Origin of the sequence: Nostoc sp. CHAB 5836 (assembly GCF_020829445.1) — a bacterium.
In the GTDB taxonomy this organism is placed as follows: domain Bacteria; phylum Cyanobacteriota; class Cyanobacteriia; order Cyanobacteriales; family Nostocaceae; genus Nostoc.
Genome location: NZ_JAIVFV010000017.1, coordinates 13233 through 39260, shown reverse-complemented (window position 1 = coordinate 39260; position 26028 = coordinate 13233). Strand labels below are relative to the sequence as shown.

General features: G+C 41.6%; 18 protein-coding genes, 1 tRNA gene and 1 pseudogene. 4 read left to right on the top strand and 16 right to left on the bottom strand.

Annotation, left to right across the window (positions count from 1 at the left end; genetic code table 11):
- Window positions 1–272: 272 nt before the first annotated feature.
- Complete coding sequence (gene bchI, locus LC605_RS05725) at window positions 273–1418, bottom strand: magnesium chelatase ATPase subunit I (RefSeq protein ID WP_229546602.1); 1146 nt, start codon at window positions 1416–1418, stop codon at window positions 273–275.
- A 467-nt stretch (window positions 1419–1885) separates the two neighbouring features.
- On the opposite strand from bchI, the gene LC605_RS05720 reads away from it, so the two are divergent.
- Window positions 1886–3109 carry a glycoside hydrolase family 10 protein gene (locus LC605_RS05720; RefSeq protein WP_229546601.1) on the top strand — a complete coding sequence of 408 codons (1224 nt, stop codon included), beginning with the start codon at window positions 1886–1888 and terminating at the stop codon, window positions 3107–3109.
- Between the two features lie 592 nt (window positions 3110–3701).
- On the opposite strand, the gene LC605_RS05715 is transcribed toward LC605_RS05720, so the two are convergent.
- The 4 genes from LC605_RS05715 to LC605_RS05700 form a co-directional block, all read right to left on the bottom strand.
- Window positions 3702–4406 (bottom strand): ATP-dependent Zn protease, encoded by a 705-nt coding sequence (locus LC605_RS05715; protein WP_229546600.1) that lies wholly within the window; start codon window positions 4404–4406, stop codon window positions 3702–3704.
- 220 nt (window positions 4407–4626) lie between these two features.
- A complete protein-coding gene (purU, locus tag LC605_RS05710) occupies window positions 4627–5481 on the bottom strand; it encodes a formyltetrahydrofolate deformylase (RefSeq protein ID WP_229546599.1) in 855 nt (284 codons plus the stop codon).
- A 620-nt stretch (window positions 5482–6101) separates the two neighbouring features.
- Entirely contained in the window at window positions 6102–6725 is a 624-nt protein-coding gene (locus LC605_RS05705) for a DUF4340 domain-containing protein (protein WP_229546598.1), read from the bottom strand.
- 446 nt (window positions 6726–7171) lie between these two features.
- Window positions 7172–8941, bottom strand: a complete 1770-nt coding sequence (locus LC605_RS05700; protein WP_229546597.1) for a Gldg family protein — start codon at window positions 8939–8941, stop codon at window positions 7172–7174.
- On the opposite strand from LC605_RS05700, the gene LC605_RS05695 reads away from it, so the two are divergent.
- Both LC605_RS05695 and LC605_RS05690 read left to right on the top strand, forming a co-directional pair.
- Window positions 8926–9129, top strand: a complete 204-nt coding sequence (locus tag LC605_RS05695) for a hypothetical protein (RefSeq protein ID WP_229546596.1) — start codon at window positions 8926–8928, stop codon at window positions 9127–9129. The genes LC605_RS05700 and LC605_RS05695 overlap by 16 nt on opposite strands.
- Window positions 9130–9197: 68 nt before the next feature.
- A pseudogene (locus LC605_RS05690) lies at window positions 9198–9573 on the top strand (four helix bundle protein).
- Window positions 9574–9622: 49 nt separating this feature from the next.
- Here LC605_RS05690 and LC605_RS05685 read toward each other — a convergent pair.
- The 6 genes from LC605_RS05685 to LC605_RS05660 all read right to left on the bottom strand — a co-directional run bounded on the left by LC605_RS05685 (window position 9623) and on the right by LC605_RS05660 (window position 17081).
- Entirely contained in the window at window positions 9623–10432 is an 810-nt protein-coding gene (locus tag LC605_RS05685) for an ABC transporter permease (protein ID WP_229546595.1), read from the bottom strand.
- Window positions 10433–11443: an ABC transporter ATP-binding protein gene (locus tag LC605_RS05680; protein WP_229546594.1), complete on the bottom strand. Its 1011-nt coding sequence runs from the start codon at window positions 11441–11443 to the stop codon at window positions 10433–10435.
- A gap of 360 nt (window positions 11444–11803) precedes the next feature.
- Window positions 11804–12028: a hypothetical protein gene (locus LC605_RS05675; protein WP_229546593.1), complete on the bottom strand. Its 225-nt coding sequence runs from the start codon at window positions 12026–12028 to the stop codon at window positions 11804–11806.
- 527 nt (window positions 12029–12555) lie between these two features.
- Entirely contained in the window at window positions 12556–14292 is a 1737-nt protein-coding gene (locus LC605_RS05670) for a diflavin flavoprotein (protein WP_229546621.1), read from the bottom strand.
- 373 nt (window positions 14293–14665) lie between these two features.
- Window positions 14666–15178, bottom strand: coding sequence for a phosphate-starvation-inducible PsiE family protein (locus LC605_RS05665; RefSeq protein ID WP_229546592.1), 513 nt, complete (start codon window positions 15176–15178; stop codon window positions 14666–14668).
- A gap of 172 nt (window positions 15179–15350) precedes the next feature.
- Window positions 15351–17081, bottom strand: coding sequence for a diflavin flavoprotein (locus tag LC605_RS05660; RefSeq protein ID WP_229546591.1), 1731 nt, complete (start codon window positions 17079–17081; stop codon window positions 15351–15353).
- Between the two features lie 176 nt (window positions 17082–17257).
- Between LC605_RS05660 and LC605_RS05655 the strand changes: the two genes are divergently transcribed.
- Window positions 17258–18325: a 1-aminocyclopropane-1-carboxylate deaminase/D-cysteine desulfhydrase gene (locus LC605_RS05655; protein ID WP_229546590.1), complete on the top strand. Its 1068-nt coding sequence runs from the start codon at window positions 17258–17260 to the stop codon at window positions 18323–18325.
- Window positions 18326–18737: 412 nt separating this feature from the next.
- Here LC605_RS05655 and gltX read toward each other — a convergent pair whose 3' ends face one another.
- The 5 genes from gltX to LC605_RS05630 form a co-directional block, all read right to left on the bottom strand.
- Window positions 18738–20183, bottom strand: a complete 1446-nt coding sequence (gltX, locus tag LC605_RS05650; RefSeq protein ID WP_229546589.1) for a glutamate--tRNA ligase — start codon at window positions 20181–20183, stop codon at window positions 18738–18740.
- A gap of 133 nt (window positions 20184–20316) precedes the next feature.
- Window positions 20317–20390, bottom strand: a tRNA-Asp gene (locus LC605_RS05645).
- A 285-nt stretch (window positions 20391–20675) separates the two neighbouring features.
- On the bottom strand, window positions 20676–22202 hold the full coding sequence (locus tag LC605_RS05640) for a serine/threonine-protein kinase (protein ID WP_229546588.1): 1527 nt from the start codon (window positions 22200–22202) through the stop codon (window positions 20676–20678).
- A gap of 325 nt (window positions 22203–22527) precedes the next feature.
- Complete coding sequence (locus tag LC605_RS05635; protein WP_229546587.1) at window positions 22528–24150, bottom strand: serine/threonine-protein kinase; 1623 nt, start codon at window positions 24148–24150, stop codon at window positions 22528–22530.
- A 472-nt stretch (window positions 24151–24622) separates the two neighbouring features.
- The gene (locus tag LC605_RS05630; protein ID WP_229546586.1) at window positions 24623–25807 is read right to left on the bottom strand and encodes an esterase-like activity of phytase family protein; all 1185 of its coding nucleotides are present in this window, start codon (window positions 25805–25807) and stop codon (window positions 24623–24625) included.
- Between the last annotated feature and the right edge of the window lie 221 nt (window positions 25808–26028).

Sequence of the window (26028 nt, the reverse complement as noted above, 5' to 3'; positions counted from 1 at the left end):
AGCATCTATTTAGACTGGTTTCGTAACCGCTCAATAATCCGGGGTAAATCGTTCAGTGACAAGGCTCAAATGGCGTAAACTCGTTCCTGAACTGGTAGTTCGCCCCGATTTATTGAGCGGATGCCTGGTTTCTTGGTCTAGACACTGCCTAAATAGCTATCACTAGCATTATTACAGGTTATGGATTTATTTTGGATGCTTTATTTGTATCAGGCTTTTCGTGAATTGGTATAACTCCTAACTTTTAACTCCGAACTTTTAACTCCGAACTCCTAACTCCTAACTCCCAACTCCGAACTCCTAACTCCTAACTTTTGACCTATGCCATTTTTTTGTGCAGTATCATTTTCTGGTAGTTCAACGCCAAAGACGCGACTAAAAGTTTTGGCGACTTTGTAGCCAGAATCAATCGATTCTAAAGGGTCTTTCCGCAGTCTGTGACGCAAGCATAGCGTAATTACGCGATGGATATCATCAACTGTAACTTCAGTACGTCCTTCATAAGCTGTTAAGGCTTTGGCTGCACGGTTACTAACAATGTCACCCCGCAAACCATCTACATCCAGTTCTGAGCAGACTTCAGAAATTTTCACCCGCAGATCATAGTCAATTTTCACTTCTGGCAAAAGCTGTTGAGCATTGACAATTTGCTGTTGTAATGCTTCTTGTTGGGGTTTGTATTTTTCGAGAAATACTGGCGGATTTTGGTCAAAATCCGCCCGTTGTTCTACGATTTGCACCCGCAAGACTGGTTCTTTTACTGTGTGAATTTCTGCGTGCATCCCAAAGCGATCGAGCAGTTGGGGGCGTAGTTCGCCTTCTTCTGGGTTTCCAGAACCCACAAGAACGAAACGTGCTGGGTGACGGATAGAAATACCTTCTCGTTCTACAGTGTTCCATCCACTGGCAGCGGAGTCGAGTAACACATCTACAAGGTGGTCATCTAGTAAGTTGACTTCATCCACATAGAGAATGCCTCGGTTAGCCTTTGCCAGCAGTCCCGGTTCAAAAGCTTTGACACCTTCAGATAAAGCTTTCTCGATGTCGATTGTGCCACAAACTCGGTCTTCTGTAGCTCCTAGCGGCAGGTCTACCATTTGGACTTTTTTGTGATCTACGGGAATTTGGGCCCCTTGTTCTAACAGTTGGCGAACTTCATCGCTCATCAAATCGGGGTCGCTAGGATCACTACTGAAGGGGTCATTGGCAACCACAGAAATTTCTGGCAGCAGATCCGCCAGCGCCCGGATAGTTGTGGATTTACCGGTGCCGCGATCGCCCATGATCATTACACCACCAATTTTGGGGTCAATCACGTTCAATAGCAACGCCAGTTTCATTTCTTCCTGGCCCACAATTGCCGTAAAAGGAAATACTACGCGACGCGCACTTGCCGTGGATTGAGCAGTTGGACTCACTAAGTTACCTTAACAATATTTTTCTTATTACAGTTCTCTATTGTGACACAGCTAGGGCGTGAGGGAATGTGAAAATGAGTGGATGAGGGGACAATGACAATAACCATGTCTAATGCCCAATGGCCAATTCCCAATGCCATATTTCAATGCCTATTACACATAGGAGTGAAAAAAAATTGTTTTGACGTAGCACTGCTACGTCTCTACAAGGGTTCTGGGTAACGCATATTTAATTTCACTCCTATGTCTATTGGGCACTAATGACTACTAGCTGCGTCAAGCACCTTATAACTTCGCTAGGTCTGCTTTAGTTTTTCTGGTGCAAAAGTTCCATAAGCAGGGAATGAACAACTACCAACTCATCAATCCTCTAGTAAGCATAAATACTTGTAAACTAGATCATTAGTAGATTTCATTATAAAAACGAGCAATGACGTGTGTAGGTAGTTAATGCATCATTCAAATCTATGAAATCATCTTTTATTGTTCAAAGTTGGCGGCGTAGATGGATAGCAGCTTGTCGTCAAATATCTTTCAAGTATCTTTTTCCAATTCTAATCTTAATATCCTTTGTTACGGTATTGCTGCTAGACAGTTTCACCCCTGCGATCGCACAGCTACCCCGTCAGGAAATTCGCGGCGTTTGGATGACTAATAATGATTTTGACACCCTCAAGAGTCGCGCCAAAGTGCAGGATGCAGTGAGTCAACTGCGGCGGATGAACTTCAACACCATCTATCCTGTGGTGTGGAATTCTGGCTATGTGATGCATCCCAGTGCTGTAGCACAACGTGCAGGTATTCAACCTTTTGTCTACAAAGGTTCAGATGGACATGATATTCTTGCAGACCTGATTAATCAAGCCCATCGCAAAGGATTGCTAGTAATTCCCTGGTTTGAATTTGGTTTCATGGCTCCCCCAACGTCAGAACTAGCACTAAATTATCCAGATTGGTTCACACAAAAGCGGGATGGTAGCCAGACTTCGATCAGTGCGGCTGGTGAGGTGATGTGGCTCAATCCCTTCCATCCAGAAGTGCAACAGTTCATCACCAATCTTGTGCTGGAAACTCTCACCCAATATGATGCCGATGGCATTCAGTTTGACGATCATATGAGTTTGCCCCACGAATTTGGCTACGATCAATATACAGTTGCCTTGTACACCCAAGAAACGGATAATGCTCCCCCAAGTAATCCCCAAGATGCAGACTGGGTAAAGTGGCGGGCAGATAAAATTACGGCGTTCATGGTACAACTTAACCAAGCTGTGAAGCAGAGAAAACCCCAAGGGATTTTCTCAGTTGCTCCCAATTATTATGATTTTGCTTACAACTTTCAACTGCAAGACTGGCTGACTTGGATGCGGCAAGATATTGTGGATGAGTTAATTGTGCAAATTTACCGTCCGAATCTGCAAAGTTTTGTGGCAAATATTTCCCGCCCAGAAATTGAAGAAGCGCAACAAATAATTCCAACTGGAATTGGCATTATGACAGGGTTACGAAATAATCCAGTTCCCATGCAGCAAATTAAGTCTCAGGTGCGGGCTGCCCAAGAACGCGGTCTAGGTGTAACCTTCTTTTATTATGAGAGTCTTTGGAATGATGCTCTAGAACCCTTAGAGGAGCGACAAGCTGGATTTGAAGCTCTTTTTCCATCTCCCGCGCTCCGTGCCAGAATTGAATAACACTTCTGTTCAAGATAATGTTAATTACTCCCTTCCCGCTCAAAGAATACCTAAATTTTTTAACGAACCGCATTCGCGTTAGCGTCTCCCCTTCTCCCAAAGAAAGAGGCTAGCGCCAAGGGAGAAGGACGCAAACGCAAGTGCGTCTCGTAAGAGTTGAACGCAAAGGAAGAGATAGGTAATCTTATGGCGGGAAGGGAGTAGTTCGTAGTAAGGACTTTAGTCCTTATTTTTAAGCACTAAAGTCCTTACTACAAACTGTCAAAACTGGGAGCATCCTAAATGTGCAAAAACCTTGACAGGGCTACCCTCATCCCCTAACCGCGAATCCCAAACATGAGATTCGGGGAACTAGAATTATGTCTCCCCTCTCCCAAACATGAGAGAGGGGCTGGGGGTGAGGGAAAAGATTTAAGCTTGCATTAGACATCTGGTGAAATTAATTATGCGTTGCCTGAAACCCTTGTAGAGACGTAGCACTGCTACGTCTCTACATTGCAGTGCTACGTCTCTACATTCATTTTCACTCCTATGTCTATTGGGATGCTCCCTCAAAACTAAAGCTTATTCCACAGTCATTTCACTCCACCCCTTAATCCCCTCCCCGTTCACGGCGAGGGGAGATTTTGTCGCTTAATTCAGCATGACAATCTTCTACCGAAGTACCTTGTCGCATGGCATTAACTAAAGCCTCGTAGCTAGACCAATTTTCTTGCAGTAGGGTTTTTGCTTGGAGGGCATGAAACCGCAGTTTCTGCTGATAAGCTGATTCAGAAAAGCCCAAAATTGTCAAGACTCCCATCAGCTTGTTTTTATCATCACCTCCACCCTCAGCGTTATTAAAAACTAGGGTTTCAGCAGCAATACCCGCCATCCAAACAGTGCAGTACCGGTCTAACATTTGGGCACTGATTTTACCTACTTCTAGTTGAGATGCTAACTCGCCATCATCAAAGCTAACACCGCCTTGCCCAGATTGCCCTTGTTTCCAGGCTTCCCAAGCGCTGAGTGTGTAGCCGGTAACGGGAATACCCAATAGGTAAGCGACCAAAAAATGTCCTGCTTCGTGGTGGACGATGCGATCGCGGTGTTCTTTAGAAAAACCACCAATCCAATCTAAAAAGATAGTACCACCCTTGCCTTGGAAGCTGAAACTATCTAATGTCGCTATGCCTAAGATGGTGAAGGTAGCGATCGCTGGTACTGCTGGCGACAAGTTTAAGAATGGCCCTAGCAGTACCGATAGGGTCATGAGAAAGATGGATATTGCAACTAAATTTAGGCTAGTCTGGCTCATTGAGAGTTTTCTGAGAATCTGCTTAATCTTTCTTTAATTATGAGGCAATGTGTACGACGGGCACAGATGCAGCATAGCTTTTGTCTCAAGGTGATTGTAGCGATCGCTAGCGAAAAGATCCCTTGCAACTGCTGACTTTTTGATTTTAGAAAAACAACTTGCAGCCTAGAAACAACAAAAACGCGGGTCAATGGAACAACTATTATCAGATATAAATCAATCACTCAAATACTACTGTTCTATTACCATATACTAATACACGGTTTTGTAAGTGCGATCGCACCGCTCTTGCTAATACAACTCTCTCCAAATCTTTGCCTTTTCTCACCAAATCATCAACTTCATCACGGTGACTAACTCGCACTACATCCTGTTCAATAATTGGGCCTGCATCTAAATCAGCAGTAGCATAATGAGCCGTTGCGCCAATAATTTTCACACCCCTTTCAAAAGCTCGGTGATATGGATTTGCTCCGATAAAAGCTGGTAAAAATGAGTGATGTATATTAATAATTTGTGGAAATCGACTAATAAAATCTGCACTAACAATCTGCATATATTTCGCCAACACGACTAAATCTATTTTGTACTGACGTAGTAATTCTAGTTGTTGGGTTTCTTGTTCTGATTTATTGTCTTTAGTGATGGGAATGTGCTGGAAGTTGATATTAAATTGGTCTGCCACTACCTTTAAATTAGAATGGTTGCTAATAATTAAAGGAATTTCAGCAATAAATTCTTGGGCACGTTGTCGCCAAATTAAGTCAAATAAACAATGATCTTGCCGACTCACCCAAATAGCAATACGTGGTATAGTATCAGAAAAACGTATTTCCCACTTAGCACCTAAAGGTTGAGCGATCGCATTAAATGCAGGGGCAATAAATTCTCGCGGTAAATTAAACCCATCTAACTGCCATTCAATGCGTGTGAGAAATAACCCAGCAGCAAAGTCTGTATGCTGATCTGCATGGATAATATTGCCACCATTAGAATAGATGAAATTGGCAAATTTCGCCACCAGTCCCCGTTGATCGGGGCAGGAAATTAGCAATGTTGCTGTCGGAGTTGTCATAGTAAATTAGAAAAACGATTGAGATTTTAAGCAGGGGTATTTCACTCTCATCTAGACCGCCTCAGAATTAATTCTAAGTCTAATAGCGAAACTAGTCTTTAGACGACTGAGAAAAAGTTATAGTCCGTTTTAACGGACTTTAGCTATTAGACCGGAACTTCAGTTCCGGGTGGTTTATGTCTAGAATCAAATAGCCCTGGATTTGAAGTCAACTTAACATTAAATCTGACAATTCAGGTTATGTGGAAAAGTCCACCAAAAACCTAACCCCCTCACTCCCTTCCCGATACTCTAAGAGGTTGTTTGAAAAGTCGTAAACTATACTAGAAACGCCTCTTTGAACCTCTCCCCGTTGGCGTCAGCCTGTCGTTAGACAAGGGTCGAGAGGCTTTGAAACCCCCATTCCCTCCAAGGTTTGGGGGCTTAGATGTTACCAACAATACTTCTCAAACATCCTCTAAGGGGGAAATTCAAAGTCTCTCTCCTTAAAGGAAGAGAGAAATAGAAGAGAGATTTTCCACATGACCTGAATTGTCAGAACATTAAATTTACCAATGGGATTCGCCCTGACTTTAAGTTGATTGTGTACTGCCGAAATATACCACAAAAAGGGTAATTGCTCATTTACCATTTCTTGGAGTTGGTAAAGGGGTACTAAATCCAGGTAGTTTCTGACTATTATCTACAGGTTGTTTCCACTCTGATAATTCCCGATTCACGGCATTGGCAAAATCTGTAGATACCAACAGCACATTTATATTCCCATCAGGTTTTGTCGCCGGGTCAGTTTGAGCATACAATAAACTACCGTTAAAATTAGATTTCCCCAAAATCAACTGATGGCTTTGTCGGTTTTTCAGGGTGATATTGATAGTTGCTTGGGGTTGATCTAAGGCAAATTCTCCAACCTCTTTTGCTGGAATTGATAAAGTGCTATCGCTCTTACCTTTAACCAATAAATCTATTAAATAAGAAACAATAGCATAATTTGCTGGTTCCGATATTGGAGATTTGATTAACCACTTGGGATTACTAGATTTCAGGTTAGGTTCCAGAATCACGGTGAATTTTTTTGTCTTGACTGTTAAAGACTGCACATCATCTTCTTCAAAAGAGAAAATTTGCTGCTTTTGTGCCTTGATTTCTTTTCGCACAGTTGCACCACGAATTTCATAGAAGTAAACAAAACCGCCTAAACCCAGCGCTAGCAGTATCAAAATTAAAGTCGTTCGCGGAAATTTCATTTTTTAATCATTTGTCATTTGTCAGCAGTAAAAAGCTAAGTAAGTAAAGCGAGGCAAATAAAGCTAACTAGCTAAGGCTGTCATTTGTCATTTGTCCTTCGTGATTTATAAAGGTTTAAGGTGTATTTACGTTTCGTAATATAGTTTGGTTTATTCTTGCCAATTTACTTAATCGGACAAAATTAATTACACAAAAACCTGGACTTAAATCCTTGACTGGCAAAGGATTGATAAATAGCTAATATGTAATTAATTCTGTTCAGGTACTTAATAGACATCTGGTGAAATTAAATATGCGTTACCCAGAACCCTTGTAGAGACGTAGCACTGCTACGTCAAAACAATTCTTTTTCAGCAGATGTCTAATATTTATAATTCCAAACTCCAAACTCCAAACTCCTAACTCTTAACTCCTAACTCCTAACTCCTAACTCCTAACTCACTTCTTACCGTCGTTTCCACCAGATCATAACTGCTGCCCCCAAACCAATTAAAGGTAAGACCAACAAAGATGATGATATTAAAAGATTGGCTTGGGTAGTGGTCAGAGTTATCCGACGGTTTTTCGGTTCTTTGGGGCGAATGGAAAGGGGTTGCTGATCCTGTTTACTCAGCCAAGTAACTGAGTTGAGGAATACATCTCCATTTAGTTGCTGTTGAAATAAGCCATCGGTGGCAAAACTGGAATTTCCTAAAACCACTAACCGCGACTCGACGGCTGTTTGAGATGGGGGAGTGGGGGGAGTGGGGGGAGTGGGGGGAGACGAGGGAGATGAGGGAGATGAGGGAGATGGGGGAGTGGGGGAAGCATTGCCTTGGGTGGTTGGTGATGGTAGAGGTAAAGCTTGCGGAGTATTGGGGGAGGGGGAAGGAGTGGGGCTAGTCTTGCTTTGAGTCGTTGGTGATGGTAAGGGTGAAGGTGTCGGTGAAGCTTGGGGAGTGGAAGGAGATTTGGGTGTTTGTTTTCTTGTTAAAGCAACACCTAAGGTCAAAGGCCCTTTGAGATCTTTATCTGCATTAAACTCCAATTTTTCGCTTTGGAGGTCACTTTCTGCCCAGCTGTTGGGATAGGGTTTGGTTTGCAGTAGAGGAGTAGCTTCGACACCAGGTACAGAGGTAATTTCTAGTGGTCGTGCAATCGGATAAAAAGAATTACCGTTACCGAAATCTTTCGTAATTGGATGTTGTCCGTATTGTGTCACTAAGGGCGCAGCAGGGCCAAGTCCCACAACGCTTTCGCCAGAAACATCGACTGCTAAACGATTATCTAGACGAACACCCCACTCTTGTAGCAAGTTGTTAAGTTTGGGATCGGTATTGGGATCAATCATCAGCAGTAAGTTACCGCCCCGATTAAGATACTCTTGTAAAGCTTTGACTTCGCCTTCAAACAGCCCTCGCTTGGGGCCAGCTACTATGACTACAGCCGCATCTTGAGGAACTTTGGAGGTTTCTGCTAGATTCAGTGGTGATGTTGTGAAATTTTTGTCGCCTAATCCCTGAACTGCTTGTGATATTGCATCTTTACCAGCCGAAAGTTGGCGTTCGCCATGACCTTGCAGTAAGTAAACTTTGGCTTTGGTTGTATTTGTTAGTTGTTGCAGACGACTAGTTAATCTGATTTCCGACAGGCGTTCATTTTGATTTACTGTTTGTACTAATTGCCGCCGATCGCCAGATTCTAAATAAACTTCGCCATAATCTTTGACACCAAACTTTTCTGCAATTCCTGGTCTAGCTTGGGGGTCGATATACTCATATTTAAATTTTGAGCTTTGGCGCTGATAATTTTCTAACAGTTCTCGGTCTTGGGGATTCTGGTTAATATCAAACACCCACACTTTAACTGGCTGTGGTAAGAAACTCACTAATTCCCGTGACTGGGGCGCAAGGGTAAACAATTGAGCTTCTGTTAAGTCTACCCGCAAGTGGTAGCGAGTTCCTAAAAAGTTAATTAATCCCAAAATTGCCAATACTGCTAGAGTCACCACTAGGGCATTAGTCCCAGCTTGGGTAGAACGACGGTTCCACCAGTTACTCTGGTAGCTTTGCCATATTATCCCCAATGCACTGATGACAATTCCTGTAATTAGAAATGCTAAGGGAATTAGTCCCCACTGTTGAGAGACTAATCCAACTGTTAAGCCGACAGTAATTAGAAACGGGCCTAACCAAAACAGATATTTCCACAGTTTATTTTTTGCAACTATCTTCATATGATTTGTCATTGGTCATTTGTCATTGGTCATTTGTCATTGGTTATTGGTCATTGGTCATTGGTCATTGGTCATTGGTCATTGGTCATTGGTCATTGGTCATTGGTCATTGGTCATTTGTCATTTGTCATTGGTCATTGGTCATTTGTCATTGGTCATTGGTCATTGGTCATTGGTTATTGGTCTAAAAATAGTGACAATTAAAAATATATGGACGAAAATTGAATGACTAAAAATAAGCAAAACAACTGGATAAATGGCAACAAAGCGTTTCCAAGATTTACAGGTTTATCAATTATCAGAACAATTAGCAGATGACATTTGGAAAATTGTTGAAGGATGGAATTTTTTTTGCAAAAGATACGATTGGTAAACAGATTGTACGTTCGGCAGATAGTATTGGTGCCAACATAGCAGAAGGTTTAGGAAGAGGTAGTTTTCAAGAAAATAGACGTTTTATAAAAATAGCGAGAGGCTCTTTGAATGAAACTCAACATTGGTTAAGACGAGCTTACACTCGTAACCTTTTAACTACCGAACAGATAAATGCAATCAAAACAATCATTAACGAACTAGCACCAAAATTAAACTCCTACCTAAACTCAATTGGCAATGTACCAAATAACAAATAACAAATGACAAATGACAAATGACAAATAACAAATGACAAATGACAAATAACTATTGCCTTTGAAAGCGCAGTGCATCAATTGATTGAGCTGTGAGAAAGATGCCCAAAAAAATGTAACTGGCGAATAAAATTAAGGTGCTGGTATCGAAAATTCCTTGAATTAAGGTGTTGTAATGTTTCAGCAACGACAGATAACTTAAAGCTTCGCCTACGGGCCCAGGGACAATTTTGGCGATTAAATCAATCAATAACAATAATAAGATTACTGCAAAGGTGAGAACGGCAGACAAAATTGTGCTGTCTGTTAATGAGGAAATAAACATTCCTACAGATAAAATTGCTGCTGCTAGTAAGATTAATCCGAAGTGACCCAGCAAGAGAATTGAGGGCATCATTGGTGGATTTGAGCCACTGATGGCGATCGCTTCCAACACTAGCATGGGTAAAACCATTGTGATTGAAAATGTTACCACGCCTAATAATTTACCGACAGCTACCGCCCAATTGGTGATTGGTGAGGTGGCTAACAGTTCTAAAGTGCCCCGCTTACGTTCTTCGGCATAGAGTCCCATTGAGAGTATTGGCAAGATAAACAAGAATAGCCACCCCATGCGATCCAAAAATATCCGGATAAATTCGTAGGGCACATCTATGGGCGGTACTGGTACTCCTTGTTGTCCTTGTAAATCTAGGGCGGCGACTCCTACCAAAATGCCATCTGGGCCTAGCAAAATCATCACGAAGAATAACCCCGCGATGAACCAAAATACGCCAGCGATCGCATAAGCTAAAGGCGATACAAAATAACTCTGCAACTCTCGGCGATAAATGGCAATAATATTACTCAGCACTACACCCATTTATGCTGCCTCTCCTTCGTTGTCTGCTACTAAATCTACCTCGGTATCGAAATTCTTTTCTTCTGTGGTCAGTTGCAAGAATACATCTTCTAGGGTGGCGTTAACACGCCGCAATTCATGTAAACCGAATCCTGCACGCACTAATGTTGTGGCAATATCGCGTCCTGGTTCTTTTCCCGGTTGCGATATCACCCGCAGGTAAGCGCGATTTGTCTGGGGTTGATGACCGTGCATTCCGGCTGTCGGAATTGATTCTATCAGACTTACACCCGCAACTTTTTGCAATACCTGTTTCGCAAGGGCAACTTCTCCTTCTATTTCCAACTCATATCCTGAGCCACCTGTCAACTGCGTCATCAGGTTTTCTGGTGTATTAGTTGCCACAACTTTGCCGCGATTGATAATGGCGACGCGGCTACAAGTCATGCTCACTTCTGGGAGAATGTGGGTAGAAAGAATAATTGTGTGAGTACCAGCGAGACTTTTAATTAAATTCCGCACCTCAATTATTTGTCGGGGATCGAGTCCGACGGTGGGTTCATCCAAAATGATCGCTGGGGGATCGTGGACGATCGCTTGAGCAATTCCTACCCTTTGGCGGTATCCTTTAGAGAGTTTGCGAATAATTACCCGCCGCTTATCTTCTAAGTTGCAGCGTTCGATAGCGGCTGTGACCTTATTGCGGCGATCGCCTGCTGATATTCCCTTAATTCGGGCGACAAAATGCAAAAATCCTTCCACCGTCATCTCTGGATACAAGGGCGGTGTTTCAGGTAAATAACCAATTCGTTGGCGTACAGCTAGGGAATTTTCATGGACATCATAACCAGCAATCCGGGCATTTCCATTAGTTGCCGGTAAATAACCAGCCAGAATCCGCATGGTTGTAGTTTTTCCAGCGCCATTGGGCCCCAACAACCCTAAAATCTCCCCAGGTTCGACGCTAAAAGTGACATCAGTAATCGCTGGGGTGGAGCCGTATATTTTACTCAGATGTTCAACTTCGATCATCGGTTTAGTGGCGATCGCAATTTATAGGATACCCAATAATCTTAGATCACGATATTGGGTATGGGGGATTGGCACTAAGATTAGCCAACAATAAGGGACTGACAACAAATAAATTACTCAATCTTGTGGGGTGGGCGACACAAGAAGTAGTTGAGTATTTTTTTATTTGGAAGTCCATTGTGATATCATGTCAGGCTGATTACTTAACTAGGCCCGAAGAACCCCACCCCGCCAAAGCTGCGCTTTGTCTCCCCTCCCCGCTCTTCGGGAGGGGATTAAGGGGAGCCAGTGCGGTCTTGGGGTCTCCCCAAGTAGAGCATCTGGCGTGTGGGGTGCAATGACTGTGGGAATTATAACTAATTATGCGGACATGATATGAGTTGAAACAATCGCATTGTGAGTTGAAACAATGGCATTGTCAGTCGGAACAATGGCATTGTGAGTTGAAACAATGCCATTGTTAGTCGGAACAATGGCATTGTCAGTCGGAACAATGGCATTGTCAGTCGGAACAATGGCATTGTCAGTCGGAACAATGGCATTGTCAGTCGGAACAATAGACCTCTTGCATATAGCGGTTCTCACTTGGATGCAATACAGTTTGACCTCTCTCCAAACCTCTCTCCTAAAAGGAGAGAGGCTTTGAATATTACTCCCCTTCCCTTGTAGGGAAGGGGCTGGGGGTTAGGTCTGTATTCCATGCAATTGAGAATCGCTATAAATCAAAAATAAGAACCCCACCCAATACGGTTCGGTTAAGATTTCCTCGCCTATGGCGACCCCTTTAAAAAAGGGGGGAAAGGTTTTAGGGCGTGTTTTCAAACTACTCGTTTAGTCTCCTAACTTTTTAGATCCCCCTAAATCCCCCTTAATAAGGGGGACTTTAAGAGATTCTTAGCCCCCCTTATTAAGGCTTACAAAGGTAGGTATTTTGTATTTGGTCATTTTTTGACTATTTCAGCCGATTTAAAAATTCTGAAACGACCAAACCACGTTAAATAGTTAAGAAAATTCTCAACTATTTTCGAGATTCTAAAAAACCTACCCTTGAAAGCCTTTTTAAGGGGGGTTGGGGGGATCTTCCGGGGGAACAGATACCATGAAAAGTCAGATTAATAATAGCTGCCAGATTTTCGATACTCCAAAGCAGTGACACCATCATTTTCCAATACTTCACCGTGATCGATGACGGCATAAATTAACCATCTATCGCCACATTCAAGCTGATTTTGCACCGTACATTCTAAATAGGCTAATGCCTCATTCAGAACCAAACAACCATTGAGAGCAGTTTTTGTGGCAAGATTTGCAAAGGGATTATCTCCCAAAGTACTATGACGAGAAAAATCGCGTCGCACATTTCTTCCTTCTTTGAGGATATTCAGCACAAATTTATCTCCAGGATGATGCATTAAATCTGCATTCTGCTCTTGAGCGATCGCAATCATAATTCCTGGCGGGTTAAAAGTTGCTTGAGATATCCAAGAAGTTAAAACGCCTTTGTGAGTTTCTTGATCACGAGTTGTCACAACACACAAAGAACCAATGATCCGCCCCACCGCTTGTTCAGTACGATCTACATGAGTTTCTGTCACAACCTGGCGGGAAGTACGGAGTTTTTTGGTTTTCTTCAAGTTTTGGGCAAAGGAAGCACCTGCTTCTTGACACTGTTGGAGAATCTCAGGAGTAGGACTGAAACGCACCCGAATTGTTTCAAAGCCTAGTTGATAATTAGCATCTTTCAGCTTGCTTTCTAGTAAATCAATCGCCTCTCCACTCCAACCGTAAGAACCAAACACCCCTGCTAACTTAGTTTTAGCCGTCGCTGAGAGGACTATTCCTAAAGCTGTTTGAATTTGAGTCGGTGCATGGCCGCCTAAAGTGGGTGAACCGATAATAAAACCATCGCAGGTTTCGACAATGCGGTTAATTTCTGCCGAGTCTGCTAATTCACAGTTGATTGATTCGACATTAATTCCATTTTCAATCAAACCTTGAGCGATCGCATTGGCCAAAATTGCTGTACTACCATAAGCAGAGGCATAAAGCAAAGCAACACTTAATTCTTGAGATTTTTGCTCTTGACACCATTGACGGTAATCATAGGTAAAACGACTAAGGCTGTAACGAACAATTGGGCCGTGTGCTGGGGCGTAACATCTGCCTCCCAAAAGCGACAATTTATCTAAGGCTACTTCGACTTGTTTCGCTTGGGGCGCATGGAGACATTCAAAATAATAACGACGTTCCGTATCTAATCCCTTCCAATCTTCATCAAACAAAGTATCTTCGCAAATATGAGCGCCAAAAAGTTTATCTGTGTAAAGAATTTTGGTGGCGGGATCATAGGTACAAATTCCATCGGCCCACCGGGGAGTTGGTACAGTGATAAATGATAGATCATGTCCTTGTCCTAAATCTAAAGTATCCTGCGATCGCACCGCTTGAATACGTGATTCCCATTCAGGAAAAGCAGTTTTGAGAGCATTAGCGGCGGGGCGAGAACAAATTAGAGTAACTTGAGGAACTTGAGAGAGCAATACTTGCAAAGTAGCTCTGCGGTTAGGGTTAACATGACCGAGAACAATGTAATCTAGAGTAGTAAAGTCGAGATGTTTTGCAAGTTGCTGAAGGTAAATTTCGGTAAAGGATTCACCAGGAGGGTCAATTAAAGCCTTTTTATCAGCTTGAATCAGATAAGAATTTGCCGTAGTTCCTTTTTGGCGGGAATACTCAACCTCAAATTTTAGTCGTTCCCAAGTCCGCGATCGCAGAATCAGAGTATTTTTACCAATTTCAGCAACTTGTACATCTCTTGGATGGCTGGTAATTAAAGTGTTTGCAGACATAATAACCTCACTTAAGTAGAGCGACGCAAATAAAGCTAACTGGCTAAGGCTGTCATTTGTCATTTGTCCTTCGTCATTTATAAGGCAATACACTTGGGTTAAGCATTTCTTTCTTCTCTTTGCGTCCAACTCTTACGAGACGCACTCGCGTTGGCGTCCTTCTCCCAGGGGGAGACGCTACGCGATGGTGGTTCGTTAAAAAGCGGTTCGTTAAAAAACTGACTTTTACTTAGAGTTTTAGCCTTAACTGAACCGTATTGGTTTATGTCTAGAATGAAATAGCCCTGGGGTATTGGGCATCTCCCTCATCTCCCTCATCTCCCTCATCTCCCTAACTCCTAACTCCCAACTCCCAACTCCTAACTCCCCATTCTTAATGAACATTGTTTTGGATTAATTCAGACTTGGCTAGATTTCTATAACGTTTAGATACCACTTGTTCCGGGTCGATACCTTCAAAAGTCGGGGGTAACCAAACTCTGAGAAAAAGTAATACTCCTAGCACTAATAAAAAAGCGCAAGTTGCTAAAACTTGACTCCAACTTGCTTCTAAAACACCTTTAACAATGACTTCTCGCAAGGCGGAAACTATAGAAACTTCCACAGCTACCCCAATAGATACTCGATGTTCCTGTAGGTAAATAATCAGCAGTCGGAATAACTCAACTAAGATCAGCAAAAAGAGAATATCGGCAGTAACAGCATGAAAATCTAGAGGTGGAAGTAAAGAGAGAAACATATCTCTTACCTGAAGCACCATGAAGCTAAATAAACCAATACACAAAGAAAACACAATCACATCTTGGATAAATTCCAAGGTTCGCACGACGCGGCCCCGATTGATTTCGTACATACTATTTTGGGTATTTTCAGCAGATTTATCCATAGGTTTTTGAGAGTTAGGAGTTGAGAGTTGCGTAGTCGAACGCGAGTGCGTCCCCCTCTTAAGGGCAGTACAAATGACAAATGACCAATGACAAATGACAAATGACAAATGACCAATGACAAATGACCAATGACAAATGACAAATGACCAATGACAAATGACAAATGACTATTTAGTAATGATTGCCAATTTTGCGGTGATGGGCGGCGGTAAGTCCATTTAACTTGGCAACTCTTCCAGTTTGGACTGTGCTATAAATTACCCAATGATCTCCACAGTCCATGCGACTAGTAATTTCACATTCCATGTAAGCTAAAGCTTCAGCTAAAACGGGTGATTCATTGTTAGCTGGATATGTTTTCACTCCCGCAAAGCGGTCTGCACCGGGAGCAAAACGCTTCAGGAAATGTTTCATTAATCCTTGATATTTGCCTTCTTCTAAAACGTTCAAAACAAAGCGATCGCCAAGGTGCATTAAAGATTCAATTGCCCGATCTTTGGATACTGCGATCGCGACTCCTAAAGGCTCAAGACTCGCTTGTGTCACCCACGAAGCGAACATTGCACTCTGAACTTCTCCTTTTTTGGCGGTGATGATGTACAATCCGGTGCTAATACGCCCTAAAGCTTTTTCTAGCTCACTGTTGATAGATTTAATCTGTTTAATGGTGCGATCGCGGGTCAACCATTGACCCATATCTGTGCCGGCTTCATCACAAAGCTGTTCCGTTGCTTGGGTAGGGATTTCCTTAACTAAGATCGGTGGAAAAGCTTCAGTTAATCCCAGTCCTTGAAACTTATTGCGTAAGGGGTGAAGGGGTTCATCTTCTCCACCTCCTGACTCTAATAAACCAATTGTCTGCTTCTTGTGAATAGCAGCTAAAATAGTACTTAAAGCAGCTTGAGCCATCACCGAAGATTGGGGGGGCATTGCAATTACTAAACCAGAAGCTTGTGCAACTAATTCTCTAACTTCTTGAGGTTCGGAACTATTGAGGTCTACTAATTCTACTGCCACGCCGGCTTTCGCACATCCGTGTGCTATGTTCCGTACTAAATGCTCACTATATCCGTAGTCTTCAACATAAAATAGAGCCACTAACGTCTCTGTTTTTGCTTGTTCTAAACTCCAGTTTTGATACCGTTCGAGCCATTGGGAGATATAGTTTTGTAATAAAGGGCCATGTCCCGTAGCAACTGTGACTATTTCTAAGTTTTCAATCCGCTTTAAAGCTGCTAAAACAGACCGGGCATTGGGCCCCATGAGACACTCATAGTAATATTTAAAATCCTCTTCTATTAAGCTAATATTTTCATCATAAGTATGGTCATCACAGTAGTGCATTCCAAACACATCACAGGTGTAGAGAGTGCAAGTCTTGTGGTCATAAGTAAAGATGGTGTCAGGCCAGTGTAAGTTAGGTGCAGAGATAAATTCTAATTTGTGTCCGTTACCTAAATCTAATAGCTCTCCACTTTTCACCTGCATTGAATTAAAAGGCTGGTGAACCATATTTTCCAGAAATTGAATAGCTACCTTAGCACCGACAACAGTAATGGAAGGAGCTAATTCTAAAATATTTTTCACCAAGCCACTGTGGTCGGGTTCGGTGTGGCTAATAATCAAGTAATCTATTTTAGTCGGATCAATTAATCCCACAACTATCTCAAGATATAACTCCTCAAACTTGCGGTGAGATGTGTCAACTAAGGCAACTTTTTCTCCCTGAATTAAGAAAGAATTATAGGTCGTCCCATTCTGTAAACCAAACTCGATATCAAAACGTTCCCTATCCCAGTCGAGACAACGGATAGCTGTGGTTTCAGGAGCAATTTCAACAGTTTGAACTGTCAAACGTCCTGCATTGGGAATAACTTGAGTAAGCTGTGTGAGTGCAACCATTTCTTTTCCCCAAAAAATATTATCTGGAGCGAGTGTTATGTTTCTTATGTTTACCTATAATATTCAATTAGTAAAATGCCAATTTCTAAAGCTAATCATCAGAAAGAGTTATTCTTTATTTGGATTGAGTTACCATTGAGTAACTCAATGTTTATCATTAGTTTTCTGTTCAATGGATGTCGCTAATATTTCTTCCTCCTCCTCTACAGCAAATTAATAGCGAAATCGCCCGTCACGCTGATGTTGAACTGTATGTGCTGCGACTCGACCTCATGCACGCCTTGGTTAACGGCAATAAGTGGTTCAAGCTGAAATACAACCTTTTGGAGGCCAAGGAAAAAAATTGTACAACGCTGCTAACCTTTGGCGGCGCTTATTCTAATCACATCTATGCAACTGCGGCGGCTGGTAATGTTTTGGGTTTTCGCACCATTGGTGTAATTCGTGGGGAAGAAAGGCTACCACTTAACCCAACGCTGAGTTTTGCTGTACAGCAGGGTATGCAGCTTGTGTACCTGAATCGCGAGTCTTATCGACAGCGAAGCACGCCAGCGCTACAGGAATATCTGCAACAACGCTTCGGTGAAGTGTTTATTATTCCCGAAGGTGGTAGTAATTTAAATGGTGTGCGCGGCTGTACAGAGATAATTGATGCTTACTTTTCACAGGATCTGGAAAATCTCTCTCCAAACCTCTCCCCTTCTAGGGGAGAGGCTTTGATTTCTCACCCTTCCCCAGCAAGAATCGGGGCTAAGTTGGCTTTTCCAGGTCAGGTGAAAAATCAGATAGTTGGTGAAGCGATGCCTACGGCTGGCTACGCCTACGCATTTAATCATATATGCGTAGCTTGCGGTACAGCTACCACATTGGCTGGGATTGCGCTTTCATTGCATCAAGGACAAAGAGCGATCGCTTTTCCAGTATTGAAAAATGGCGCATTTCTTGCACAAGAAATGGAAAGTCATCTAACAAATTACCTTGCCTCTGGTTTACCCGCACCATATAGTTCTCCGGCTTCCTGGGAATTGGTCTGTGATTACCACTTTGGCGGCTATGCAAAGATAAACGACGAACTGCTACTGTTCAGCCAGCAGTTCAGAGAGGAACATGGCGTACCTCTTGATTACGTATATACCGCTAAAATGTTTTACGGAGTGATCGATTTACTAAAGCAGGGATTTTTTCCTAAAGGCGATTCATTGCTGCTGGTACACACAGGAGGCTTACAGGGTAGCCTACCTTAGATAGGCGCACACATTAGTCATAGGTGTCAAGTTAAGGTTAAACCCTTGCCAAGGAATGATACCATGTGCGGTTGATTACTTACTAAACCCGAAGAACCCCACCCCGCCAAAGCTACGCTTTGTCTCCCCTCCCCGCTTGCGGGGAGGGGATTGAGGGGTGGGGTAAAATGCCTGTGGGATAAGCGTTTGAACTTAAGTTGACACCAATGCACATTTGTGTATTCCTAAAATCTCAAACATCTCCAAAATCTGGAATTCAACAGGACTTACGCAAAAACTCTCTGCAACTCTTATTTCTTTGTGTCCTTTGCGCCCTACCCTGCGGGAAGCCGCTTTGCGTCTATGCGGTTCGTTTTTTCATGATTTTGCATAAGTCCTGTCAGAGTACCCTGTTCCCTCTCCCTTCTAATGGCTAATTAGCTTCTGCGATCGCCCGACTCAAGCGCGGCTGATCTAAACCAATCTGATTTAGTAATAACCAAGATTGAATTAGGTCGGGGCCATGAACATCTCCAGTTAAGGCTGCTCGGAGCGATCGCATTACCAAGCCTTTTTTGACTTTTTGCTCTTTCACCACTTGTTTAATAATATCCTGGGCGGCAGCCTCCGACAGTTGCGGCTGATTTTCTAAGGCTGTGACAATCGCTTCAAGGACAGCAGTAGAACCTTCAAGCTTCAGTTGTGTACTACCTTCGTCGCTAAATTCAACTGTGTCCCTAAAAAACAGTTGGCTTTGAGCTACTGCATCTACCAGGCGAGTCAAACTTTGACTAATTAAATTTACTAGCTGTTCTAACCAAGGGCGTTCTCTTCCACCATCAAATTTATACCCAGCCCCTTGCCAAAAAGGTATGAGTAAATCTGTGAGTTTATCTACTGGCGTCTTGTGGATATACTGACTGTTTAACCAATCTAGCTTGTCCCAGTCAAACTTTGCACCTGCTTTATTTACACGCTCAAAGCCAAATTCCTTAGCTGCTGCTTCTAAGGTAAATATTTCTTGGGTCGAGTCTGGTGGCGACCAACCCAGCAATGTCATGTAATTCACCAAGCCTTCAGCAGTAAAGCCCATTTGCTGAAAGTCAGAAATGGAAGTGACTCCATCTCGCTTAGAAAGCTTGCGCCCTTCCATGTTCAAAATCAACGGTGTGTGAGCAAACTCTGGAATTTTTGCACCCATTGCTTCATAGAGTAAAATTTGCTTGGCAGTATTGGCGATGTGGTCTTCTCCGCGAATGACATGGGTAATTTGCATATCGATGTCATCCACTACAACTACAAAGTTGTATAACGGTTGACCACTACCCTCTTCTGAGGCGCGGGCGATGACCATATCACCACCTAAATCGCTACCTCGCCAAGACATCTTTCCCCTTACTAGGTCATTCCAGACAATTTCTTGCCCGTCTTCGATTTTGAAGCGAATCACAGAGGAGCGACCTTCTGCTTCAAATGCGGCGCGTTGTTCTGGCGTGAGGTTGCGGTGACGGTTGTCATAGCGAGGAGCTTCCCCTCTAGCTTTTTGGGCTTCTCTTAGAGCCTCTAGTTCTTCGGAAGTGGTGTAGCAGCGATAGACTAATCCTTGATCTAGCAGTTTTTGTACTGCTTCTTTATAAAGATCCAAGCGTTGGGATTGGAAAAATGGCCCTTCATCCCAGTTAAGTCCTAGCCAGCGCAGTCCTTCAAGAATATTGTCGGTGTATTCGGGACGCGATCGCTCTAAATCTGTGTCTTCTACTCGCAGTATAAATTTCCCGCCGTGGTGGCGGGCAAATAACCAGTTAAATACGGCTGTTCTAGCTGTACCAATATGTAAATTTCCGGTTGGACTCGGCGCAATTCTGACTCTGACAGTCACAGTTAATTCTCTCTTTCGCAAACCATGATAAATGTAGCTTATATTCAAACCCTGAATTCTGAGTCAATCACTTTGGAGAATTCAAAATCAAAAACCACCGAAATCCAGTGATTCACTACTCATAGATTTAAAACGGGACTGACGGGGCTCGAACCCGCAACTTCCGCCGTGACAGGGCGGTGCTCTAACCAATTGAACTACAGTCCCTTGTTTGGCAACTTTGCTATTATCACTATTTTTTTTCTACTTGTCAAGGGTTTTGGAGTTGGGAATTAGAAATTATTTTTGTCCAGTCTCTCCAAGGTGGTAATTTTTTGTTACATACAGAACTTACGCAACTGGCATATTCTTTGGAGTTTGTAGTGTTCGCGCAGCGTCTCGTTAGCGCAGCCTCTCGTAGAGAAGAGAGGACTTTAGTCCTCTTTCATCAGGGCTAAAGCCCTTACTACAAACTAAAAGCTTTTATTTTTTGTGACACTTGCGTAAGTCCTGTTACATAGAGCCTGAGAATACAAGCTCTGGCTCTGATTCCAGATGCCGCCATATGCGGGATTGTACTTGTTTATACTGCTGCTTTAATAGCTGTTTGCTCAACTGGGGTTGAGAAGTGGGTGGTAGAGTATAAATCTGTTGCACCCAGGTTTTCAACATTTGCCTCTGAGCTGGCTCGATGCGACTGCTGAGAAGATTGCTGCAAGAATGTGGTGCTTCCAGAGTAAAGAAAATCAAAGGATAGTGTTCATTTTCAGCCAGGAAACTGACCATCCGAAGATTTTGGGGATTTTGCATATCTAAGTAGCACGGTAGCCACTTAGGAGCTAATTGCCGATTGTAGAGTACTGTTACCCACAACAGCATTGGGTGAGGGGATGTTATGAAGATAAACTGGTTGTGAAGGGTAGAAAGGGCATAGTTTTTGATTTCTTGTTTAGGCAACATCAACCATAGCGCTGCCATAAATCCTTGCCTGGTATCTATAAGCTGGGGAAAAACTATTTCTTGAGCTGGTTTATTTGGAGGCCACAAAAGTTGCTGATAGCTTTCTTTTACTGTGATTGGTAATCCTGAATCTAAGGGACAGCGAAGGCTAAAAGGAGAGGCTAAAGTTTTAGGTAAACTGGGAAAATTGGAATGTTCTAAACTGTTTAATACTTGCAAAATTTGAGCAATATTTTGTGGGCGATCGCTTGGTTTTTTAGAAAGACAAGCCATGATTAAATTATTTAGCTTCTGAGGTAATTTTAGAGTAGGTTTAACATCTGCGATCGCTTTTGGTTGTTCAAAGTGATGTGCTTTATACCAAGCACCAAAGTAATCAGTTTCTGGTTGCCAGGGTTTTATGCCTGTGAGCATCTCAAACATCATCACACCCAGGCTATAAATATCAGAGCGACTATCTAATTTTTCCCCATCTAGTTGTTCTGGAGAACAGTAGGGTAAAGTGCCATGAAATCCCCTACTTGTACTAGATGTTGATGCATAATTTACAAACCGAGCAATACCAAAATCGAGAATTTTAACTAACTGACCTAAGATCGGATCCGGAATAACTAATATATTGGCGGGCTTGATATCTCTATGAACTAACGGACAAATTTTGCCATCAATACTAATACCTTGATGGGCACATTGTAAACCCAAACAAATTTGGCGAGAGAGGGTCAAAAACATGGACAATGGCAACGGAATTAAATCCTTTAAACTCTTACCGCATAAATATTCCATGACGTAGTATGGTTTTCCTTTTTCATTGACACCATAATCATACGCCCGCACTATATGTATGCTCTTTTGACTCAAAGCTGCACTCATTAAAGCTTCACGAGCAAAGTCTTGTTCGATTTTGGCATCGATAACAGTTTGAGTCAAAAACTTGACAGCAACTGGTATGCCTCCTAATAAAATATCATTTGCTAAAAAAACTTTACCCATGCCTCCGCTACCAATTAATTCTTTGAGTTGATAACGATTAGCAAGCAAGTCCGTACTACTTGAAGATGTCAATAAGCTTTGATTCACTTTCTTTCCCCTTGCTGCTGAGTCCATTTAAAATTAGCAATAGACACATAAGAATATTATTAAGTGATGCTGGCAATAATTTTGACATAGAACTAGTATTTTATTTTCCAAAAAAATCAGTACACCCCTAAAAGGCTTCTTTCCTACTCCCTGTCTATGGCGCTTCACGAACCACGCAAATAATTTCAAAAATAAAATCGCATTCCTACAGCACAATACGGTTCACTTAAGGCTAAAACTCTTTTTCTTTAACGAACCGCAGAGGCGCAGAGAGAAAGAGAGGGAAGAAATGCTTAACTGAACTGTGTTGTCCTATAGCAAAATTTCAAGAACGTGCTAAAAGTTTAAAAACAATCTCCAAAAATTTAGCCATCCAATTTGTTAAATCTTCTTTTTCAGTTTTTTTACCTTTTGTTAACTTTTGTAATAGTTCAAATTTCAGCTTTTCGTACTCTGTTTTTAAAATATTTTTAGCTTGGTTCGGCAAAATTGATCCATTTGAATTTTGACTCTTATCTAAACAATCTACAAGTTGCTGGCGCTGTTTAGCAGTAAGGTTTAAAGTCGTCACATGAGAGCAACAATTTGGCTCTTCTATGGGAAAAAAGAGTAAATGATAGTAGCCTACTTCTGCTAAAATACGCGTTATATTTTGCCCTTTACTATCTTTCAAATCGAGAAAATAAGGTAGCCACTTAGTAAGAGAAGACTGGGTATCATACAGTACTGTTACCCACAATAGCATCGGGTATACATTCATTTTACTAATAAATTCAGTCCCATGTATTTTATCCAAAAATTTTGCAATCTCTTGTTTGGGTAACATTGCCCAAAAAGTTGGTATAGGTCTTTGAGGAGTATGTAGCAAATGGGGAAATCCAATTGGCGCAAGTGGTTTATTTTTAGGCCAAGTTTTCTGCAAACACTCTTTTTCTGATAACGAACTTGCGGGGACTAATTGAACCGGAAGCGATAGTTTAATAATGTCACTGCTATTGCTAGCAATAACATCATTAACTTGAATATTAACCTTTGCTAAATCTTCTAATATTTGGTCAATGTTTTGAGGGCGATCGCTTACGTCTTTAGCTAAACAACTCATCAATATTTTTTCTAATATCTGCGGTATTTTGACTTGCGTATTCACTTCTTCAACTCTAGGCGGCATTTGAAAGCGATGCGCTTGATACCAAGTACCAAAGGAATTACTTTTTGTTTTAAATGGATGTTTCCCTGTTAGCATTTCAAACATTAGTACTCCCAAACTATAAATATCAGAGCGGACATCTAGCAATTTCCGCCCTTCCATATGTTCTGGAGAACAGTAAGGTAAACTGCCAATAAAAGAATCTGTCAAGGTCATCCCACTTCGCTCTGTTAAAAACTTGGCAATACCAAAATCTAGTATTTTAACAATTTCTCCTTGTTTACTATCTTCACTAATGAATATATTTTCTGGTTTAATATCCCTATGGACAATAGGATAAATCTCTCCTTTCAGGCTGATACCTTGGTGGGCACATTGTAAGCCTAAACAAATCTGATTACAAATCTCTAAAAACTTTGATATTGTTAAGGGCTGAACTTTGAGAATTTGTTTGAGATTTTTTCCTTGAAGGTATTCCATTACATAAAATGGAGTTTTATCGTCAGTAATGCCATAACTTAAAATGCGAACAATATGTTTACTTTTGCGACCCAATTGAGCGCCAATAAAAATCTCTCTAGCAAAGCGTTGGGACATTTGTTGGTTCGCCAAACTGAGTGATAAGATTTTCACTGCGATCGCCATACCACCTTTAGCAGTATCTTCTGCTAAATAAACTCTACCCATTCCCCCTTTGCCAATCAAATCTCTGATTAAATAGCGGTTGTTTAAAAATTGTCCGATGTAATTGTCTAATTCTGCTTTTGGCCCTACCATATTCTCAATTTTATTTTGGATCATAAAAATCATTCATGAAAAATATTGTTGGCAAAATAGTTGAATAAGGCGGGCTAATTTAAAAAAAATATATCAAAGCTTTAATAAAATTATTCATCTGTTGTAATTACGGTTAATCTCTATGAAAGGTTCCATCAACATTGTGTAACATATTTATTAAGAATTCAGGTTGAGAAATTACACGTAAACTAAAAACAGACTAGATAAACTTGCCTACTAGATTTCGTAAATACACAGTAATAATCAGAAATAAGTAAATAGTACTAAAGGTGCGATGTCTACGACCTGACAATTCAGGTCATGTGGAAAAATCAACGAAAAGCCTAACCCCCTAACCCCCTTCCCGACACGGGCAGGGGGAAAATTCAAAGTCTCTCTCCTTAAAGGAAGAGAGAAATAGAAGTGAGGTTTTCCACATACCGTGAAAAGTCAGGTCTACGACGGGCTACGCCTAGGCACCTTTACCTATGTACAGCTAACTGTTAAGATTTGGGAGTAAATGACGTAATAATCTAATTAGCGGAGTTTCAAATTTAATTTGAAAGGCTAGTATCTGAGTGCGCTGTAGAGGGTTAAAATTGTTATCACTGATGAGAATTAATGATTGCTGACCATTGGGTAGTTTAGGGCCAAGAGTTAAGCCTTCGATGTTGTCTAGCAGTACATTTAACTTTCTTAAATCTAACAGCAGTTTTTTCTGAACTGGTTTAATATTTTTAGAGTCAACAGCTAAAAGGCTATCTATCTGATGAATATCATCAGATCCTTCTAAAGAAATCTGAAACAGGGAAATAGCAAATCCTAAACCAGTAAAAGATCGTTCTAAACTTAGGAAGTGTCCTTGATTATCGAGAGCAAGTAAATCAGGTAATCCACTAGTGAATTTGCCAGTCAGATTCCAAAATGGTCTAACTGGTTCAGTTTGGTAAAGAAATTCCTTTTCTGGCTGGTTGTTAAGCAAGTTGTATTGTAAAATTCGGCAAGGAGTACCGATGTTAGGTTTAGCAACTGCACCATCTTGAATTAAAGCATTTTCGGTAGCTGTTAATAGATGCTTTTTATCGGGTGTGATGGTGAGACTTTCAAAAGCCAAATTGTTGCGGATACCTTTTTGACTAATTTCATCTAGCAAAAATTTCTTTGGTATGGGAAGCGTTGCAATTTCTTTGCCAGAAGATAGTGAGAACTCTTTAATAAAAGGGTTAATTAATTTTCCAGCATCGCCTTCAGAAGAAATAAACACAGTAGGTTTATTAGTTAACGTAATACCTTCTGTATCACTTCCACCAGGGCGAAATGTTTGATTATTTTCATTTAATAATGTGGTAACACTGACTGGAATAACTCCACTTTTTTGTAGTAAACCTTTGCTCAAGTCGATTTTCAGAGTATAGAAACGGGCATTAGCTTTTTGTCCTCGGTCATCGGAAATAGCATAATAAAGGTTGTTTTTTGCATCATAGGTAATTCCAGATAAACCTCCAACTTCAGTTTTTTCAAAGATTAAACCTTTTGGTAAAGTGGCTTCGCCGATAAACTCTATGCTACTAACTTCAACAGCATTTGAGAGTAAGCTTGTGAATACGAAGCTAATAATTATAATCAGGATCACAAGGTAAATAATTCGTGGAAATAGGAAGAGTTTTTTAACTTGCTGCATAGAATTGTTTTGTGGAATCAACACGTGCTAGGGACGCCAGTCGTCTAAGAGGATGTTTTAAAAGTATTTGACTATGATTTTAGGCACTTGTTGATCCCCCCTAACCCCCCCTTTTTAAGGGGGAAGAATCAAAGTCCCCCAATTTATCGGTGGATTTAGGGGAATCTGGAACGTTTTGATACCTACAGTAGGACTTTTCAAACATCCTCTAAGTAAGTCGG

Bases quoted from the DNA above. Each gene is read 5' to 3' on its own strand.
- LC605_RS05720 (WP_229546601.1), top strand. From the start codon at position 1,886: ATGAAATCATCTTTTATTGTTCAAAGTTGGCGGCGTAGATGGATAGCA.
- LC605_RS05715 (WP_229546600.1), bottom strand. From the start codon at position 4,406: ATGAGCCAGACTAGCCTAAATTTAGTTGCAATATCCATCTTTCTCATG.
- purU (WP_229546599.1), bottom strand. From the start codon at position 5,481: ATGACAACTCCGACAGCAACATTGCTAATTTCCTGCCCCGATCAACGG.
- LC605_RS05705 (WP_229546598.1), bottom strand. From the start codon at position 6,725: ATGAAATTTCCGCGAACGACTTTAATTTTGATACTGCTAGCGCTGGGT.
- LC605_RS05700 (WP_229546597.1), bottom strand. From the start codon at position 8,941: ATGAAGATAGTTGCAAAAAATAAACTGTGGAAATATCTGTTTTGGTTA.
- LC605_RS05685 (WP_229546595.1), bottom strand. From the start codon at position 10,432: ATGGGTGTAGTGCTGAGTAATATTATTGCCATTTATCGCCGAGAGTTG.
- LC605_RS05680 (WP_229546594.1), bottom strand. From the start codon at position 11,443: ATGATCGAAGTTGAACATCTGAGTAAAATATACGGCTCCACCCCAGCG.
- LC605_RS05670 (WP_229546621.1), bottom strand. From the start codon at position 14,292: ATGTCTGCAAACACTTTAATTACCAGCCATCCAAGAGATGTACAAGTT.
- LC605_RS05665 (WP_229546592.1), bottom strand. From the start codon at position 15,178: ATGGATAAATCTGCTGAAAATACCCAAAATAGTATGTACGAAATCAAT.
- LC605_RS05660 (WP_229546591.1), bottom strand. From the start codon at position 17,081: ATGGTTGCACTCACACAGCTTACTCAAGTTATTCCCAATGCAGGACGT.
- LC605_RS05655 (WP_229546590.1), top strand. From the start codon at position 17,258: ATGTCGCTAATATTTCTTCCTCCTCCTCTACAGCAAATTAATAGCGAA.
- LC605_RS05635 (WP_229546587.1), bottom strand. From the start codon at position 24,150: ATGATCCAAAATAAAATTGAGAATATGGTAGGGCCAAAAGCAGAATTA.
- LC605_RS05630 (WP_229546586.1), bottom strand. From the start codon at position 25,807: ATGCAGCAAGTTAAAAAACTCTTCCTATTTCCACGAATTATTTACCTT.